The sequence below is a fragment of the Pseudomonas sp. S2_A02 genome, assembly GCF_054668495.1.
Window position 1 is genome coordinate 1,369,760 of sequence record NZ_CP162776.1, and the last position, 16,133, is coordinate 1,385,892.

Here is a 16,133-nt window from a genome sequence, read left to right on the forward strand (position 1 = left end):
GGATGGCGCCCTTTTCGTTGCTCTGACTCAGTGCTGCAGAGCCGGTTTTTCCGTCCCGTTGATCGGGATGCGTTTGGCCTTCGCTTCTTCCGGAATCACGCGCAGCAGGTCGATACTCAACAAACCGTTGCGCAGTTCGGCGGCCTTGATTTCAATATGGTCCGCCAGACGGAACGACAGTTTGAAGGCACGCTGCGCGATGCCTTGGTACAGGTAAGTGACGCTTTCGTCCGCGTCACGTTTGCCGCCACTGATGGTCAGCACACCTTTCTCCACTTGCAGGTCCAGGTCTTCTTCCTGGAAACCGGCGGCCGCTACGACAATGCGGTATTGATCATCACCGTATTTTTCAACGTTGTAGGGTGGATAGGTGCTGCCTGGTTCATTGCGCAGGGCGGTTTCGAACAGGTCGTTGAAACGGTCGAAACCTACCGAGGAACGGAACAGTGGGGCCAGGGAAAATGCAGTACTCATGATTCAAATCTCCTGAACATAATCAGCAAGTTTTTTTGTCTCCGCGACCCGAATTCGGCATCGCGTAATCCTTAGATAAGGACCGCTGATTACTTTTCAAGAGCTCTTTTTTTGTTTTTTTTAAAGTAGCTTCAGGCCGCTTCAGACACCTGTAACCCCAGTAAACGCGAGACATTATCCAGTTCGGTCTCACGACGCAGGACGGTGAACAGCTCTACCGCTTCGGGATAATTGCGGGTCAACATCGCCAGCCATTGCTTCAAGCGGCCCGGCGATTGACGTGGCGTCATCTGCGCCTTGGCTTGCAGCCAGAAGTCCTGAATCAGCGGCAGCAGCTCGGCCCAAGTCATCTCGACAACGTCTTCACCGGCGCGGGCGGCAGCGATTTGCCGGGCCAGATCCGGGCGAGATACCAGTCCACGACCGAGCATGATGTCTTCGACGCCACTGATCTCGCGACAACGACGCCAGTCCTCGACGCTCCAGATGTCGCCGTTGGCAAACACCGGCACCTTGACCACGTCCTGCACCCGAGGGATCCATTCCCAGTGAGCTGGCGGCTTGTAGCCATCGGTCTTGGTCCGTGCGTGAACCACGATGTGCGCCGCGCCGCCTTCGGCCAAGGCCGTGGCGCAGACCAGCGCACCGTCCGGGCTGTCGAAGCCGAGGCGCATCTTGGCGGTCACCGGAATGTGCGCGGGTACGGCACGACGGACGTGTTCGACGATTTGGTTGAGCAGTTCAGGCTCTTTGAGCAGCACCGCGCCGCCACGGGACTTGTTGACGGTCTTGGCCGGGCAGCCGAAGTTCAGGTCGATGACTTCGGAACCCAACTCGCAGGCCAATGCGGCGTTTTCCGCCAGGCACACCGGATCGGAGCCGAGCAACTGCACTCGTAGCGGAACGCCGGACGCGGTTCGGGCGCCGGTCAGCAGCTCCGGGCCGAACTTGTGGTAATAGGCAGGCGTGAGCAGTTGATCATTGATCCGAATGAATTCGGTCACGCACCAATCAATACCGCCCACACGGGTGAGCACGTCCCGCAGGATGTTGTCGACCAACCCCTCCATGGGCGCCAAAGCAATTTGCATGAAAAACACACTCAACGAAAAACGTGCGGCAGTTTACTGGATTATCTAATGAAAGACTTGCGCATACCTCTGTGGCGAGGGAGCTTGCTCCCGCTGGAGCGCGAAGCGGTCCCCTGCAATGGAGAGTGCTGCGCACTCTAACGGGAGCAAGCTCCCTCGCCACAGAATCGTGTCAGCTTGGAACTTGCAATGCAGGGCCATAGCCCTCGATAAACTCCGCCGGCATGCGCCTGGGCTTGCCGGTCGACAGTTCGATGCACACGAAAGTGGTCTGTGCCCGCAGCAACGTCGTGTTGTCGCTGGGGCGCTTCAACTGGAAGTGTCGGGTCATTTTCAGGCGCTGATCCCAATCGACGATCCATGTCGCCAACTGCAACTCATCGCCCTCATAGGCTGCCGCCAGGTAATCGATCTCGTGTCGCACCACCGCCATCGCCCGATCCAGCCGCCGGTACTCGACCAGATCCAGGCCCAGACGTTGCGAGTGGCGCCAGGCACAGCGCTCGAGCCAGGTCACGTACACCGCGTTGTTCGCATGGCCCAGCCCGTCGATGTCCTCGGCGGCCACTTCCAGATCAATGATAAACGGCGTTGCCCGATCCCAGCCCATACCCCACTCCCGGTCAGATTATTTCGACCGGGGCAGTGTAACGGAAGCTCAGGCCGATTGGCGCGATTGCAGGCTGCGACCGGCCAGCAGCGAAAGAACCCCGTCGATCACCCGCGGATCGGCGAGCACCCGCTGATGACCACCCTCTTCCAGGCGCAACAGACGGCTGTCGAACCAGGCTTCGTGGATCAATTGCGATTCCTTGACCGGAACAAAGTTGTCGTCCTCGGCATGAACGATCAACCCCGGCATGTCGAGTTGATAGCGCGCAACATCCAGCGCAGCGGCGCGCATACCGACGTCTTTCTCGACCTGGCGAATAAACGCCGAACGCGCTTTGGGCGGCAGGCGCACATAGCGTGCGAATCCACGCAGTACCCCGAGAATTCGCGCCGGGGCGGCGATCGAGACCAGGGTTTCGGTGCGCAAGCCCAACTGAACTGCGAGCATGGCACTGGCGCCGCCCATGGAGTGACCGATCACCGCTTGCAGCGGCGGCAATTCAGCGGCCGCTTCGAGCATGGCCCGAGCGAACAGCACCACATTAGCCTCGCGACCAGGCGAACGACCGTGAGCCGGGCCGTCCAGGGCAACCACGGTGTAACCGGCATCGACCAGCGCCGTGATCAGCGCGGCAAACTGTGTTGGCCGACCCTCCCAGCCGTGCATCAACAACACCGCCGGCCCTTGCCCCCAACGCAGCGCAGAGAGACCGAAGCGCAAGGTGATTCGTTCGGATTTCGCCAGCAGCGGCAACTCCCAGTCACGCGGCAGCAATTGCCGCGGGGTCATGAATGCCAGGCGCATCTTGCTCGCCACCAGCTTCGGCGCGAACCAGCCCAAGGTGCCATTAACGCCACGAACCCAGCTCAACGTGTTCATCGCCCATCTCCTCAGGCTGACGCCTTTAGGTCATAACACCGCCGACTTGGCGGCGCGCAGCAAACGATCGGACAACTCTCCTGGCCCCAGCGCCCGCGCCAGAGCCAAGCCACCGACCATCAAGGCCAAGTCGGCCAAGGCTTTGTCGGCTTCTTCCGGACTGGCCGCCAACTGCGCGACCATCAACTCAACATGCTCATTCAACGCCACACGAAATTCGTCCGGCAGACGGCCCAGCTCGCCGACCGACGCCGGAATCGGACATGCCTGCTCGGTGGAATCACGGTGTTTGCGCGACAGGTAGAACGCTGCGACCAACGCGCGACGTTCTTCACCGGTCAACTCGGCGTCCATACTGGCGATCAAGCCACGACGATGGCTGAGCAGCCGCTTGAACGCTTCCAGCATCAATGCGTCCTTGCTTTCGAAGTGCGCATAGAAGCCGCCGACCGTCAGGCCAGCCGCGCCCATCACTTCGCCCACGCTCGGCTCGGCCGGGCCGCGCTGGATCAGCGCTGCACTGGCAGCCTTGAGGATGCGTTCGCGGGTTTGAGCTTTTTTATCGTTCATCGTTGCCTCCGAATATTACGACTAGAATATTATTCTCATAATAATTTTCCGCAAGTCGTGGATGTGACCGCTGGTCTGAAGAAGTTTTGAGGAAAAAGGAGCGTTGGCCAAACGCCAGACAAACAAAAGGGCCATTCAATAATTGAATGACCCTTAAAAATCCCGCAGAGCGGGTAATCGTGGCGTCCCCTAGGGGACTCGAACCCCTGTTACCGCCGTGAAAGGGCGGTGTCCTAGGCCACTAGACGAAGGGGACACAAACCCTTCTATACAACTGATCAGTGCTGAGAGCTGATCGATTCAAGGCCGGTGTGGCCAGACCTTGAACTGTAAAATTGGTGGAGCTAGACGGGATCGAACCGTCGACCTCTTGCATGCCATGCAAGCGCTCTCCCAGCTGAGCTATAGCCCCGGATTTTTCGCCTCGCGGCGGAGCGACATCTTGCAACATCGCTTCTGTAAAACTGGCGTCCCCTAGGGGACTCGAACCCCTGTTACCGCCGTGAAAGGGCGGTGTCCTAGGCCACTAGACGAAGGGGACGCAAACCCTTCTATACACTTGATCAACGCTGAGTGTTGATCGCTTCAAGGCCGGTGTGGCCAGACCTTGAAGTGTAAATTGGTGGAGCTAGACGGGATCGAACCGTCGACCTCTTGCATGCCATGCAAGCGCTCTCCCAGCTGAGCTATAGCCCCTCATCGCTGAGGACGGGGCGAATCTTAATGGCGCATCGGAAGGCTGTCAAACTTATTTTTAACAATTTCCAAAATTTTTTGCCCACATAACAATCACTTACCGCCCTCCCCCCGAAAAACGGGGGTGGCGCCGAAGAGCAAGATCAAAAGATCGCAGCCTTCGGCAGCTCCTACACAAGGCTAAACAGCCTTAAGCGATAGCGCCCAGGAGTTTTTCCCACTCCTTATTTTCCTTCTTCGACACGCCGCCCAGCAGGTCGATGGCCTGACGCAGACGGAAACGGGTCAGGTCCGGACCGAGGATTTCCATCGCATCGAGCACCGACACCGAGCTGGCCTGGCCTGTGATCGCGGCGAACATCAGCGGCATCGCATCACGCAGTTTCAACTCCAGGGATTCGACCACCGCCTGGATGGTTGCAGTGATGCTGTCCTTCTCCCACTGGCGCAGGCTTTCCAGCTTCCACAGGATCAGTTGCATCAACTGACGAACCTGATCACCCGAGAGCTTCTTGGATTCGAACAGTTTGGCGTCCGGGTTCACACCACCGGCGAAGAAGAAACCGGCCAGCGGTGCGACCTGGCTGAAGGTTTCGACCCGGCCCTGCACGTGCGGTGCGATCTTCATCATGTATTCAGGGTTCAGTGCCCACTTTTGCAGACGAGCGGCGAACTCTTCCACCGGCAGGTCACGCAGCCATTGGCCGTTGAGCCACGACAGCTTCTCGATGTCGAAAATCGGCCCGCCGAGGGAAACGCGCTGCAGGTCGAAGTTGTCGACCATTTCTTGCAGCGAGAACTTCTCGCGCTCGTCCGGCATCGACCAGCCCATGCGGCCCAGGTAGTTGAGCATTGCTTCCGGCATGAAGCCCATGCGCTCGTAGAACGTCACCGAGGTCGGGTTCTTGCGCTTGGACAGCTTGCTCTTGTCCGGGTTACGCAGCAGCGGCATGTAGCACAGCTGCGGTTGTTCCCAGCCGAAGTATTCATACAAGAGGATCAGTTTCGGTGCCGAAGGCAGCCACTCTTCACCGCGCAGAACGTGGGTAATGCCCATCAAGTGGTCATCGACCACGTTGGCCAGGAAGTACGTCGGCAGGCCGTCGGTCTTCATCAGCACTTGCATGTCCATGCGATCCCACGGGATCTCGACATCGCCACGCAGCATGTCAGGCACCACGCACACGCCTTCGGTCGGCACTTTCATGCGGATGACGTGTGGCTCGCCGGCGGCCAGGCGGCGCGCGACTTCATCCGCAGAGAGCAACAGCGCACGGCCGTCGTAACGCGGAGTTTCGCCACGCGCCATTTGCTCGGCGCGCATCTGGTCCAACTCTTCGGCCGTGCAGAAGCACGGGAAGGCATGACCCATGTCGACCAATTGCTGGCAGTACTTCTGATAGATATCGCCGCGCTCGCTCTGACGGTAAGGACCGTGCGGGCCGCCGACGTCCGGGCCTTCGCTCCAGTCGATACCCAACCAGCGCAGGGCGTCGTAAATCTGCTGTTCGGACTCGCGGGTCGAACGCAGTTGGTCGGTGTCTTCGATCCGCAGGATGAACTCACCGCCATGCTGCTTGGCAAAGCAGTAGTTGAACAAAGCGATGTAAGCGGTACCTACGTGGGGGTCCCCGGTAGGCGATGGCGCGATGCGAGTGCGGACGGTGGTCATGGCATGTCTCGAAAAGAATAAAAGCGAAGATCAAACAAGAGGCGAATGGTAACAGGCGATAGCTGCCCGGCTCCAGTCAGCAGGGCATATAAGCCGAATCGGGGGATCAGCTTGGTGGCTGCGTTGCCTTCCAGGAGGTTGCAGGCAGGGCTGAAGGCTACGCAAGCGCGTAATTGATATTTGCAGTGTTCCGACGGGCCTCATCGCGGGCAAGCCCGCTCCCACAGGATCCGTAGGTGGCCACATATTGTGTGAATACCCTCAATCCTTGTGGGAGCGGGCTTGCCCGCGATGAGGCCCGCCCATTCACTGCACATCTCAAACCGCGATCAACCGCTCCCGCAATTTGCCGATTTCGTCGCGCAACTGCGCCGCGGCTTCGAATTCCAGGTCGCGGGCGAGCTGGTACATCTTTTCTTCCAGCTGACGAATGCGTTTGCTGATCTCGCTCGGCGAGCGCAGTTCGGCCTCGTACTTGGCACTTTCCTCGGCGGCCTTGGCCATGCCTTTGCGCTTCTTGCTGCGCGAACCCGGCACGACCGCGCCTTCCATGATGTCGGCGACGTCCTTGAACACCCCCTTCGGCGTGATGCCATTGGCCAGGTTGAAGGCGATCTGCTTGTCGCGACGACGCTCGGTTTCGCCGATCGCCCGCTCCATGGAACCGGTAATGCGATCCGCATACAGAATCGCCCGCCCATTGAGGTTGCGCGCCGCCCGGCCGATGGTCTGGATCAGCGAGCGCTCGGAACGCAGGAAACCTTCCTTGTCCGCGTCGAGAATCGCCACCAGCGAGACTTCCGGCATGTCCAGGCCTTCACGCAGAAGGTTGATCCCCACCAGCACATCGAAGACGCCGAGACGCAAGTCACGGATAATTTCGACCCGCTCCACGGTGTCGATGTCCGAGTGCAGATAACGCACACGCACGCCGTGGTCGGCCAGGTAATCGGTCAAGTCTTCGGACATGCGCTTGGTCAGTGTGGTAACCAGCACCCGCTCTTCCAGGGCCACGCGCTTGGTGATTTCCGAGAGCAGGTCGTCGACCTGAGTCAATGCCGGACGGATTTCGATTTGCGGGTCCACCAGGCCAGTCGGGCGCACCAGTTGTTCGACCACTCGACCGGCGTGCTCCGCCTCGTAATTGCCCGGCGTGGCCGAGACAAAAATCGTCTGGGGACTGATGCTTTCGAACTCGTCGAAGCGCATCGGCCGGTTATCCAACGCCGAGGGCAGGCGAAAACCGTATTCCACCAGCGTTTCTTTACGCGAACGGTCGCCCTTATACATGGCGCCGACTTGCGGCACGCTGACGTGGGATTCGTCGATCACCAGCAAGGCGTCCGCCGGCAGGTAGTCGAACAACGTGGGGGGCGCCTGGCCGGATTCACGGCCCGACAGGTAGCGCGAATAGTTTTCGATGCCGTTGCAATAACCAAGCTCAAGGATCATCTCCAGGTCGAAACGGGTGCGTTGCTCCAGTCGCTGAGCTTCCACCAGTTTGTTATTGGAGCGCAGGTATTCCAAGCGCTCCTGCAATTCAACCTTGATCCCTTCGGTAGCTTCGAGCAGGGTTTCGCGCGGCGTCACGTAGTGGCTCTTCGGATAGAAGGTGAAACGCGGCAGTTTGCGGATGACTTCACCGGTCAGCGGATCGAAGGCGGACAGGCTCTCCACTTCGTCATCGAACAGCTCGATACGGATCGCTTCGAAATCGGATTCCGCCGGGTGGATATCAATCACATCGCCGCGCACCCGAAAGGTCGCCCGGGCGAAATCCATGTCGTTGCGCGTGTATTGCAGGTCGGCCAGACGACGCAGCAGCGCGCGCTGGTCGAGCTTGTCGCCGCGATCCACGTGCAACACCATCTTCAAATAGGTTTCCGGACTGCCCAGACCGTAAATGCACGACACCGTGGTGACGATGATCGCGTCCTTGCGCTCCAGCAGCGCCTTGGTTGCAGACAGGCGCATCTGCTCGATGTGGTCGTTGATCGAGGCATCCTTCTCGATGAAGGTGTCGGATGACGGCACATAGGCTTCGGGCTGGTAGTAATCGTAATAGGACACGAAGTATTCAACGGCGTTGTTCGGAAAGAACGCCTTGAATTCGCCATACAACTGCGCGGCCAGCGTCTTGTTGGGCGCCAGCACCAGCGTCGGGCGCTGTATCTGGGCGATCACGTTGGCGATGCTGAAGGTTTTGCCCGAGCCGGTCACACCGAGCAACGTCTGGTGCGCCAGCCCGGCCTCAATGCCCTCGACCATCAGGCGGATGGCTTCCGGCTGATCGCCGGCGGGCTCGAAGCGGGTGACTAGCTGGAATTCAGACATACATACCTCTGGATTCGCGCCTGTCCGATCAAACCGGACAGCAACGAAAAAGACCGCAAACGACCGATGTCGCCCTAGGAAAAAACTGGATTGTGCTCAATGTGGAGCCGATTGCCATCGCTTTCAAGGCAAACGTCCTACATCGGGTAGAACCTTTGACGACATCACTCGGTCAACGATCGAAAAATAATTCGAAAAACTTACCGTAAAAGCCGAATCGCCTGTCGCCATCAATCACTGATGGCCTCTATACTAGCTCCCCGTTTGTGCACCGCTCTAGTGCATTCGGCTGGAGCGCGACACGTCCCTCCACACTCCATTCAGAGCCGCCGCAATAATGAGCCTGTTCTCCGCTGTCGAAATGGCACCACGCGATCCAATCCTGGGCCTCAACGAAGCATTTAATGCCGATACCCGTACCAACAAGGTCAACCTGGGGGTGGGTGTTTACTGCGACGAGGAGGGGCGAATTCCACTCCTGCGCGCCGTTGTCGAAGCCGAGACGATTCGCGCCGCTCAACACGTTTCCCGTGGTTACTTGCCAATCGACGGCATCGCCGCCTACGACCAGGCCGTGCAGAAACTGCTTTTCGGCAATGATTCGCCGCTGATCGCAGCTGGCCGGGTTATCACCACTCAAGCCGTCGGCGGCACCGGTGCGCTGAAAATCGGTGCCGACTTCCTCAAGCAACTGTTGCCGAACGCCGTCGTGGCAATCAGCGACCCAAGCTGGGAAAACCACCGCGCGCTGTTCGAAACCGCAGGTTTCCCGGTGCAGAATTATCGCTACTACGACGCCGCGACACACGACGTTAACCGCGCCGGCTTGCTGGAAGACCTGAACGCCCTGCCGTCCGGCTCCATCGTTGTGCTGCACGCTTGCTGCCACAACCCGACCGGCGTGGACCTGAGCCCGGCGGACTGGAAAAACGTGCTGGAAGTGGTCAAGGCCAAAGGTCACGTGCCGTTCCTCGACATGGCCTACCAGGGCTTTGGCGACGGCATCGATGAAGACGCCGCGGCCGTGCGCCTGTTCGCTGAATCGGACCTGACCTTCTTCGTTTCCAGCTCGTTCTCCAAATCCTTCTCGCTGTACGGCGAGCGCGTTGGCGCCCTGTCGATCGTCAGCGAATCGAAAGAAGAAAGCGCGCGCGTGCTGTCGCAAGTCAAACGCGTGATCCGCACCAACTACTCCAACCCGCCGACCCACGGTGCAAGCATCGTCGCCGCCGTGCTGAACAGCCCGGTACTGCGCGCCCAGTGGGAAGAAGAACTGGCAGAAATGCGCCTGCGGATTCGCGGCATGCGCACCCAGATGGTCGACCTGCTGGCGAAAAACGCTCCGCAACGCGATTTCAGCTTCGTCGGTCGCCAGCGCGGCATGTTCTCCTACTCCGGCCTGACGGTTGAGCAGGTTACCCGCTTGCGCAACGAGTTCGGTATCTACGCCCTGGACACCGGCCGCATCTGCGTCGCCGCGCTGAACCAGAGCAACATCGACGTTGTGACCAAGGCCATCGTTGCGGTGATCTGAGTCGACGCGTGATATGAAAACGGGAAGCCAAATGGCTTCCCGTTTTTTTGTCTCAGATAAATCCCAGCGCAGCGAACGACCGCTCTAGACTGCACACATATTAAATGTGGGAGCTGGCTTGCCTGCGATAGCGGCCGGCCAGCCAACATCAATGTTGAATGTGATGGCCTCATCGCGAGCAAGCTCGCTCCCACAGGTTTTATGTACACCCGAGAATTTTTACGAGAGCCAACATGAAAAACGATGACCTACGCGCCGACCGCGACGAGCTGGACCACTTTGTGCCCCGCTCCTCGGCCAAACGCGGTAATAACCTGGTGCTGCAAGTGGCTGCGGGCGTGTTCCTTGGCGGCCTGGCGTTGTGGCTGGTGCAACTGACCGCCACGATGCTGTACGCCAAGATGATGCTCGGCACCATTACCTTCGGCGGTTAAGCCAATTCGGTTGCACGCTGGCTGGCTGCGTCGTCATAGGCCACATAAAGCGACTCGGCCACCTGGCTTTTGATCGCCTTGGTGCTTTCCAGCCCCAAAACAAAACCTTCGGCCTTGCCGCCCGCGCGGTTCAATTCGTCAGCGGTGCTGGCCTGAGTGATTGCGTCGAACAGTTTCTCGGCGTGCGGGCCAATGCCTTTGGGCAGGCTGATCTGAGCGATGCTCATGCGAACACCCCGCTGCTTTGAGGTGTGAGGGTTGGGTGATTCATGGCGCGTACCTTTTCGGCTGAGGGCCGGCAGCGCGTGTCACCACTTCCGGGCGACCATGGTAGACCTCTGCCGCGATTCTGGTAACCGCCAATGGCCGATAACCCGCTCTGATCCGATGAAAACATCAAACCTCCAACAGAAGCTTGACTTCTCTTTTTGAATCAGTAACATAGGCGCCATTCCGCGATAGCTCAGTTGGTAGAGCAAGTGACTGTTAATCACTGGGTCCCTGGTTCGAGTCCAGGTCGTGGAGCCAGACAAGGTTCCAGAGAAGGCTTTCAAAATCTCTGAAACCCCCGAAAACCCGCCTTATGGCGGGTTTTTTCGTTTTGGCGTTCTGTCGGATTCCGGTGGATACCAGCCATTTTAAGGGTAGAGCCTGAAATAAAGATCAGCTCGATTAAAGGGAGTACCCTTATGTCGCGCACCACTGCTCCACTCTCCGACGCCGCTTGCCGTTCGGCCAAGCAAACAGACCGCGCCTAGAAGCTTTTCGACGGCGACGGCCTTTACCTTCTAATCCAACCCAATGGCCGCAAAGGCTGGCGTCTCAAATACGTCAAACCTGGAAAACCACTGATTCCATTAGTGGATAATTTAATCCACCCCCGCAGAACTCCCGAAAATTCGAGCTTTGACCCGAATTCTCCACAGGCGTAGAAAAGGTCGGGCAAAGCGCTGTCGTTGACAGCAACCCAGGTAGTCAGAACCTTTAAGGTTACGCCACGCCGTGGTGGTTCTCCCAAAGTGCGATTAGCGTCCGACAGCTCGCACGGTCACTCACCGAGTGATGGATGCCCACTTCAGATCATTGCCATTGCGGCAAATACATCTCCCTACCCAACTGCCCTGCAGCAACCTGTCCGCGCGGCTTCAATACCTTCGATTGCGTTGATAGTGAACATCAGCACGAGCACATTGATTGCCTACCAACTGGATGGTAGCTTATTAGCAAGTTTTTATATAACTGTAATCAACACCATCCCTGTGAGAATCACATGCAAGATTGGAAGCAAACCCGCAAAGACATCAATACTCGCTTGGTAGAGCTAAACGGCCTGTCTCCGGAAACAATGAAAGGCATGGCGGCGCTCGGCGCTGCCGGCGGCAAGACCAATCATCTGGACGCGAAGACCCGGGAACTGATCTCCCTCGCCGTGGCCGTGACCACCCGCTGCGATGGTTGCATCGCCTTCCACGCCGCCGAAGCCAAGAAACTTGGCGTCACCAGTGAAGAAGTCGCCGAAGCACTGGGCGTGGCAATCAACATGAACGCAGGTGCCGCGCTGGTGTACAGCACACATGTGCTGGACGCATTCGATAAGTCGTAAATCAAACGCTGACTTTCAACCTGTTAACGACTTCGAGACTAATCATGAATAAGCTGCTCACCCCTTACGATCTGTCCGGTACTGCACTAAAAAACCGGGTCGTCATGGCCCCCATGACCCGCACCCGGACCCTGGACAACATCCCTAACGAGTTCACCGCGCTGTATTACGCACAGCGTGCTTCTGCTGGTCTGCTGATCACCGAAGGCCTGCCGATATCCGACGAAGCCCGTGGCTACCTGTACACCCCAGGTATTTATGCCGACGAACACTTGCCAGGCTGGCGTCAGGTCACCGACACGGTGCATGCCAAGGGCGGGAAGATCTTCGCGCAGTTATGGCACGTTGGCCGTATGTCCCATATTTCGGTGCATGGCATGGTTCCGGTTTCTTCGGGCACTCAGCCGGCGGTCGATACCACGGTATATGCCTGGATCGAGCCTGGCGAATCCGGCCCTGTGCAACCCAGCGTGCCCCGTGCGCTGGAAACGGATGAAGTGAAACGTATCATCGGTGACTTTGTGAAGTCTGCGCGTATGGCAATGGAGGCCGGTTTTGACGGTATCGAAATCATGGCTGCCAACGGGTTCCTGTTCGACCAGTTCCTCAGCAGCGCCTTGAACACCCGCACCGACCAGTACGGTGGCTCGATCGCCAATCGCCAGCGTTTTCTGCTGGAAACCATTGACGCGATTTCTGCCGAAATCGGCGGCTCGAAGATTGGCGTACGGTTCTCGCCGTTTGGCCGCCTGTATGACTTTGGTGTGTACGAAGGTGAAGCAGAAACCTGGATGAGCATGGCGGCAGCGCTTAATGAACGCGAACTGGCCTACGTCCACCTGAACTATCAACCGACCATCGTCGCCGCTGAAACGCCGCCGGGGTTCGGCGCCGCGTTCCGTGAAGCCTACAAGGGCACCTTGATGGCCGCCGGTGGGTTTAACCAAGCCCTCGCTGAGTCGGAACTGGTTAAAGGTGAACTCGACTTGATCGCCTTCGGTACGGCCTACATCGCCAACCCCGATTTGGTGGAGCGCATGCAAAACGGCTGGCCACTGGCAGAGGGTGATCGCGCGACTTACTACGGTGTCAGCGATCGCATCGCCAAGGGTTACACCGACTACCCGGAATACGTTGCAGCCAAAGCCTGATTATTCGCTGTTTCATCACCGTCCACTTCAGACATTAAGGAGCACACCATGCCTCTCGTTACCATCAAAGGCATTGAAGGCGTTTTTACCGACAAGCAGAAAGCCGAAGTCATCCAGAAAGTGACGGACGCCATGGTGTCTGTGGAAGGTGAAAACATGCGCGCCCTCACCTGGGTCATCTTCGAAGAGGTCAAAAGCGGAGATTGGGGAATCGCTGGCGAACGCGTGACTGCGCAGGACGTATTAAAACTGCAAGTAGGTAAATAAAGAGTTCCATCCCCAAAAAGCGACTCTCTGGTCGATGGGCATCTTCATGCCCAACGACCAGAGAGTTTTTTCGTTCTGAATGAACTCGCGATTTGTCGTGGAATGCTCCCAATGATTCTGATCACTGGTTCAGAGCAAATCCACACCCGAGGAATGAAAAAGAACGCCAGGCTGATCAGCCTGACCGCTGATGGAGGAGGTTCGGTTAAATCGCCTCTTCCAACTCCGCAAGAATGGCTTTTTTCATTGCTCCAACTGAACGGGATCCGGGCATGACCCGCAGCAGCCGCCCCTCATGGAACACCGCCAAGGATGGCACCGCCGGGATACCGTACATTTGCGCGATCGTCGGAGACACCGCCACATCAATCTTTGCAAAAGCCGCCAGGGAGTGAAGCTTTTCTTCCAAAGCATGAAAGACCGGCTTCATCTCCTGACAAGGCTTGCACCAGGACGCAGAAAACAGCACGACGCTGCTGCCTTTGGCCACAAAGCGGGCGAACTGCTGAGCACTCAACTCAACGATACGGCTCATTTGGATCTCGCTCTCAATACGGATGAAGGGCGGCGCAACCCGGTGCCGCACTGCTTCTGCTGATCAAATTTTGCAGCCATCTATGCCGCAGACTTGACCGCTGAACGCGTCATCGTCGACTTTCGACTTCTCCTGCATCTTGTTCAGCGCTTCAAGAAAAGCAGCCTCAGACTGAGCACCGGACAATGAGAAGGCATTGTCGAATACAAACAAAGGCACGCCCGAACCTAGTTGCGCGGCGATATGTTCGTCCTCCTCCATCTCTACGCGCAACTCAGCGGATGACCACGCCTGTTGGATTGACGCGTCCGAAACACCTACAGCCTTGGCTATGGCCTCCAGGCTGCCGCGGTCAAACAGCGACTGACCATGGGAGGTGCTTTGCTCATACAGCGCCTCGACCAGGCGTTTTTTAACGGCTTCGTCCGCAACCGCCTTGACCAGTACATGGGCATCTGCAGTATCGCCAAACAGCATGCTGTCAAAGCGATAATCAAGCCCATCGGCCCGGCCATATTTACTGACGGTGTTCATCATCGCGACAGCGGAATCCGGATTGCCGAGCTTGCGTTTAAGGGCAGCAATCATAGGCTCTGGTGCGTGATTCGCCGCCAGACGATAGGCTCTGACGTTGATTTGTACATTGTCTTTTTCAGCAAATTTATCGAGCGCCTGCTCAAATCGACGCTTGGCTACCCAGCACCAAGGGCAAACAAAATCAGACCAGATATCCACTGCATATTTTTTTGAAGAAGTTTGCATGACTCGTCCTGTACTCAAAGAAATCAAGACCGCATTACCAGCGCTTCAATCAAATGATCGAAGCCTGCCAACGGGTCGGTTGATCGGCCCAATGTCCAATCGATAAGGCACGCGCCCTCCAAGCTGCTCAGCAGCATGAACGCGTAGGTCTCAACGGGTTTGTCCAGCGACCAGTTGCGCTGCCGGCCCCCTGCATTGAGGGTGACCTGAAGCCAATCGAGCTGGGTTTCAAAGAGCGCCCGAGTAAGCCCTTGCAGCGACAGCGGTAGTGCCGCCATTTCTGCCGCCAGGGCACCACACAAGGGCAGCAACCCCTCGTTGGCGCTGATGATGAAAAGCCGGGCAGAACCACGAAGCCGCAGCAGCGGATCGACATGCGTTTCTTCGATCAAACTAAGGGTCGCATCGAAGCGTTCGATGTAGTCCTTGATCAGCTCGGCGCCCAGACTTTCCTTGGTCGGAAAGTGATGGTGAACACTGGCTTTTCTAATGCCGATCTGCGCCGCAAGATAGGCATAACTGAACGCGGAATAGCCCTTGGAGCGCATTTGGGTTTCCGCAGCTCTCAACAGCGCTGCTTTTGTCGTGATCGACATTGAAGACTCCTGCGGCCAGCATCAGCCTTCTTTCACTTGAACTGAGTGAAGGCGTGAAAGCTCCCGCGATAAGAGCTTTCATCAGGCCGCGCTCGCCACTGTGGTCAGGCCCGAACAGCCATAATTCCAGCATCCACGTCCCAGATTGCGCCGGTCACCCAGGACGTCTTGTCCGACAACAGGAACAGGATGGTGTTGGCGACGTCTTCGGGAACGCCGACTCGTCCCAGGGGGTGGAAATCGTTCAGCGACTTCATCGCTTCCGGGATCGCCTCTTTGTCCATGAACCCTTCATAGATCGAGGTGTGAACGATCCCTGGCGAGACAGCGTTGACCCGAATACCCGAGTGAGCCAACTCAATTGCCAGGTTGCGTGTCAGCGCATGCAAACCTGCCTTTGCCATGGAGTAGGCAGAGGCCGGCGAACCTGCCAATGCGGCCTGTGCACCGATGGAGCCGACGTTGACAATTGCCCCTTCAAGCTTGGCCGCCAGCATGTTCTTGACCACGGCCTGAGTGATGAAGAAGGTTGCACGATTGAGAGACAGGTACATGTCGTACTCGGCCTCATCGTGCTCGGTGAACGGCTTGGGAATAAAGATCCCGGCGGAGTTCACCATCAGGCTGATATCGCTATGGTTGGCATTGATTTCCTTGCGAACGAAATTCATGCCCTCTTCAGTCATCAGGTTGGCGACGATCACCGACACAGGGCCCAGCGGACTCAGCTCGTTACGCACCGCATCGGCCTTGTCTTGCTTGCTGCCGGTGAGCACCACGCTGCCGCCTGCCTTGAGCACCATGCGGGCCGTTTCCAAGCCCATGCCACTGGTGCCACCGACAACTAGCAGTTTTTTACCTTTGAAAAAATCGTTCATTGCAGACTCCGGTTATCCAGAACTAATTAGGGTCGGCACCAAGG

Annotated in this window: 17 protein-coding genes, 5 tRNA genes and 1 pseudogene; 7 read left to right on the forward strand and 16 right to left on the reverse strand. The window is 57.8% G+C overall.

Annotated features, from left to right (window positions below; all coding sequences use genetic code 11):
• Positions 1–27: 27 nt before the first annotated feature.
• The 11 genes from AB4O41_RS06140 to uvrB all read right to left on the reverse strand — a co-directional run bounded on the left by AB4O41_RS06140 (position 28) and on the right by uvrB (position 8,329).
• Complete coding sequence (locus AB4O41_RS06140) at positions 28–474, reverse strand: Hsp20 family protein (RefSeq protein WP_008075938.1); 447 nt, start codon at positions 472–474, stop codon at positions 28–30.
• Positions 475–605: 131 nt separating this feature from the next.
• Positions 606–1,565 (reverse strand): tRNA dihydrouridine synthase, encoded by a 960-nt coding sequence (locus AB4O41_RS06145; protein WP_038980070.1) that lies wholly within the window; start codon positions 1,563–1,565, stop codon positions 606–608.
• A gap of 172 nt (positions 1,566–1,737) precedes the next feature.
• A complete protein-coding gene (locus tag AB4O41_RS06150; RefSeq protein WP_460146694.1) occupies positions 1,738–2,175 on the reverse strand; it encodes an acyl-CoA thioesterase in 438 nt (145 codons plus the stop codon).
• 48 nt (positions 2,176–2,223) lie between these two features.
• Positions 2,224–3,057, reverse strand: coding sequence for an alpha/beta fold hydrolase (locus tag AB4O41_RS06155; RefSeq protein ID WP_460146695.1), 834 nt, complete (start codon positions 3,055–3,057; stop codon positions 2,224–2,226).
• Between the two features lie 30 nt (positions 3,058–3,087).
• The gene (locus AB4O41_RS06160) at positions 3,088–3,627 is read right to left on the reverse strand and encodes a TetR/AcrR family transcriptional regulator (RefSeq protein ID WP_460146696.1); all 540 of its coding nucleotides are present in this window, start codon (positions 3,625–3,627) and stop codon (positions 3,088–3,090) included.
• A 180-nt stretch (positions 3,628–3,807) separates the two neighbouring features.
• Positions 3,808–3,883 (reverse strand) — tRNA-Glu (locus AB4O41_RS06165).
• A gap of 80 nt (positions 3,884–3,963) precedes the next feature.
• Positions 3,964–4,039: transfer RNA gene (locus AB4O41_RS06170), tRNA-Ala, on the reverse strand.
• A 53-nt stretch (positions 4,040–4,092) separates the two neighbouring features.
• Positions 4,093–4,168 (reverse strand) — tRNA-Glu (locus AB4O41_RS06175).
• 79 nt (positions 4,169–4,247) lie between these two features.
• A tRNA-Ala gene (locus AB4O41_RS06180) sits at positions 4,248–4,323 on the reverse strand.
• Between the two features lie 190 nt (positions 4,324–4,513).
• Complete coding sequence (gltX, locus tag AB4O41_RS06185; protein ID WP_460146697.1) at positions 4,514–5,995, reverse strand: glutamate--tRNA ligase; 1,482 nt, start codon at positions 5,993–5,995, stop codon at positions 4,514–4,516.
• 318 nt (positions 5,996–6,313) lie between these two features.
• Entirely contained in the window at positions 6,314–8,329 is a 2,016-nt protein-coding gene (uvrB, locus tag AB4O41_RS06190) for an excinuclease ABC subunit UvrB (protein WP_008007189.1), read from the reverse strand.
• A 337-nt stretch (positions 8,330–8,666) separates the two neighbouring features.
• On the opposite strand from uvrB, the gene AB4O41_RS06195 reads away from it, so the two are divergent.
• Together AB4O41_RS06195 and AB4O41_RS06200 are read left to right on the forward strand one after the other, a co-directional pair.
• Positions 8,667–9,863, forward strand: coding sequence for an amino acid aminotransferase (locus AB4O41_RS06195; RefSeq protein WP_460146698.1), 1,197 nt, complete (start codon positions 8,667–8,669; stop codon positions 9,861–9,863).
• Positions 9,864–10,096: 233 nt separating this feature from the next.
• On the forward strand, positions 10,097–10,297 hold the full coding sequence (locus tag AB4O41_RS06200) for a hypothetical protein (RefSeq protein WP_460146699.1): 201 nt from the start codon (positions 10,097–10,099) through the stop codon (positions 10,295–10,297).
• On the opposite strand, the gene AB4O41_RS06205 is transcribed toward AB4O41_RS06200, so the two are convergent.
• Positions 10,294–10,524: a hypothetical protein gene (locus AB4O41_RS06205; protein WP_460146700.1), complete on the reverse strand. Its 231-nt coding sequence runs from the start codon at positions 10,522–10,524 to the stop codon at positions 10,294–10,296. The two genes, AB4O41_RS06200 and AB4O41_RS06205, sit on opposite strands and share 4 nt — an antisense overlap.
• A gap of 225 nt (positions 10,525–10,749) precedes the next feature.
• On the opposite strand from AB4O41_RS06205, the gene AB4O41_RS06210 reads away from it, so the two are divergent.
• The 5 genes and pseudogenes from AB4O41_RS06210 to AB4O41_RS06230 all read left to right on the forward strand — a co-directional run bounded on the left by AB4O41_RS06210 (position 10,750) and on the right by AB4O41_RS06230 (position 13,318).
• Positions 10,750–10,825 (forward strand) — tRNA-Asn (locus AB4O41_RS06210).
• A gap of 161 nt (positions 10,826–10,986) precedes the next feature.
• Positions 10,987–11,136: pseudogene (locus AB4O41_RS06215) on the forward strand (integrase arm-type DNA-binding domain-containing protein); the annotation flags it as partial.
• 431 nt (positions 11,137–11,567) lie between these two features.
• Positions 11,568–11,900 (forward strand): carboxymuconolactone decarboxylase family protein, encoded by a 333-nt coding sequence (locus AB4O41_RS06220; RefSeq protein ID WP_014860758.1) that lies wholly within the window; start codon positions 11,568–11,570, stop codon positions 11,898–11,900.
• Between the two features lie 44 nt (positions 11,901–11,944).
• Positions 11,945–13,051 carry an alkene reductase gene (locus tag AB4O41_RS06225; protein WP_460146701.1) on the forward strand — a complete coding sequence of 369 codons (1,107 nt, stop codon included), beginning with the start codon at positions 11,945–11,947 and terminating at the stop codon, positions 13,049–13,051.
• A 48-nt stretch (positions 13,052–13,099) separates the two neighbouring features.
• The gene (locus AB4O41_RS06230) at positions 13,100–13,318 is read left to right on the forward strand and encodes a tautomerase family protein (protein WP_460146702.1); all 219 of its coding nucleotides are present in this window, start codon (positions 13,100–13,102) and stop codon (positions 13,316–13,318) included.
• 205 nt (positions 13,319–13,523) lie between these two features.
• Here AB4O41_RS06230 and AB4O41_RS06235 read toward each other — a convergent pair whose 3' ends face one another.
• The 4 genes from AB4O41_RS06235 to AB4O41_RS06250 form a co-directional block, all read right to left on the reverse strand.
• Positions 13,524–13,853, reverse strand: a complete 330-nt coding sequence (locus tag AB4O41_RS06235) for a thioredoxin family protein (protein WP_460146703.1) — start codon at positions 13,851–13,853, stop codon at positions 13,524–13,526.
• A 63-nt stretch (positions 13,854–13,916) separates the two neighbouring features.
• Complete coding sequence (locus AB4O41_RS06240; RefSeq protein WP_460146704.1) at positions 13,917–14,615, reverse strand: DsbA family oxidoreductase; 699 nt, start codon at positions 14,613–14,615, stop codon at positions 13,917–13,919.
• Positions 14,616–14,638: 23 nt separating this feature from the next.
• Positions 14,639–15,211, reverse strand: coding sequence for a TetR/AcrR family transcriptional regulator (locus AB4O41_RS06245; protein ID WP_460146705.1), 573 nt, complete (start codon positions 15,209–15,211; stop codon positions 14,639–14,641).
• A 104-nt stretch (positions 15,212–15,315) separates the two neighbouring features.
• On the reverse strand, positions 15,316–16,089 hold the full coding sequence (locus AB4O41_RS06250; protein ID WP_104910644.1) for an SDR family NAD(P)-dependent oxidoreductase: 774 nt from the start codon (positions 16,087–16,089) through the stop codon (positions 15,316–15,318).
• Positions 16,090–16,133 lie beyond the last annotated feature (44 nt).

What these genes read in the sequence shown, in the direction of transcription:
- AB4O41_RS06160 (WP_460146696.1), bottom strand. Translation starts at nt 3,627, where the DNA reads ATGAACGATAAAAAAGCTCAAACCCGCGAACGCATCCTCAAGGCTGCC.
- AB4O41_RS06220 (WP_014860758.1), top strand. Translation starts at nt 11,568, where the DNA reads ATGCAAGATTGGAAGCAAACCCGCAAAGACATCAATACTCGCTTGGTA.
- AB4O41_RS06145 (WP_038980070.1), bottom strand. Translation starts at nt 1,565, where the DNA reads ATGCAAATTGCTTTGGCGCCCATGGAGGGGTTGGTCGACAACATCCTG.
- AB4O41_RS06200 (WP_460146699.1), top strand. Translation starts at nt 10,097, where the DNA reads ATGAAAAACGATGACCTACGCGCCGACCGCGACGAGCTGGACCACTTT.
- AB4O41_RS06245 (WP_460146705.1), bottom strand. Translation starts at nt 15,211, where the DNA reads ATGTCGATCACGACAAAAGCAGCGCTGTTGAGAGCTGCGGAAACCCAA.
- AB4O41_RS06195 (WP_460146698.1), top strand. Translation starts at nt 8,667, where the DNA reads ATGAGCCTGTTCTCCGCTGTCGAAATGGCACCACGCGATCCAATCCTG.
- AB4O41_RS06225 (WP_460146701.1), top strand. Translation starts at nt 11,945, where the DNA reads ATGAATAAGCTGCTCACCCCTTACGATCTGTCCGGTACTGCACTAAAA.
- AB4O41_RS06240 (WP_460146704.1), bottom strand. Translation starts at nt 14,615, where the DNA reads ATGCAAACTTCTTCAAAAAAATATGCAGTGGATATCTGGTCTGATTTT.
- AB4O41_RS06155 (WP_460146695.1), bottom strand. Translation starts at nt 3,057, where the DNA reads ATGAACACGTTGAGCTGGGTTCGTGGCGTTAATGGCACCTTGGGCTGG.
- AB4O41_RS06150 (WP_460146694.1), bottom strand. Translation starts at nt 2,175, where the DNA reads ATGGGCTGGGATCGGGCAACGCCGTTTATCATTGATCTGGAAGTGGCC.
- AB4O41_RS06250 (WP_104910644.1), bottom strand. Translation starts at nt 16,089, where the DNA reads ATGAACGATTTTTTCAAAGGTAAAAAACTGCTAGTTGTCGGTGGCACC.
- AB4O41_RS06205 (WP_460146700.1), bottom strand. Translation starts at nt 10,524, where the DNA reads ATGAGCATCGCTCAGATCAGCCTGCCCAAAGGCATTGGCCCGCACGCC.
- AB4O41_RS06230 (WP_460146702.1), top strand. Translation starts at nt 13,100, where the DNA reads ATGCCTCTCGTTACCATCAAAGGCATTGAAGGCGTTTTTACCGACAAG.
- AB4O41_RS06235 (WP_460146703.1), bottom strand. Translation starts at nt 13,853, where the DNA reads ATGAGCCGTATCGTTGAGTTGAGTGCTCAGCAGTTCGCCCGCTTTGTG.
- AB4O41_RS06140 (WP_008075938.1), bottom strand. Translation starts at nt 474, where the DNA reads ATGAGTACTGCATTTTCCCTGGCCCCACTGTTCCGTTCCTCGGTAGGT.
- uvrB (WP_008007189.1), bottom strand. Translation starts at nt 8,329, where the DNA reads ATGTCTGAATTCCAGCTAGTCACCCGCTTCGAGCCCGCCGGCGATCAG.
- gltX (WP_460146697.1), bottom strand. Translation starts at nt 5,995, where the DNA reads ATGACCACCGTCCGCACTCGCATCGCGCCATCGCCTACCGGGGACCCC.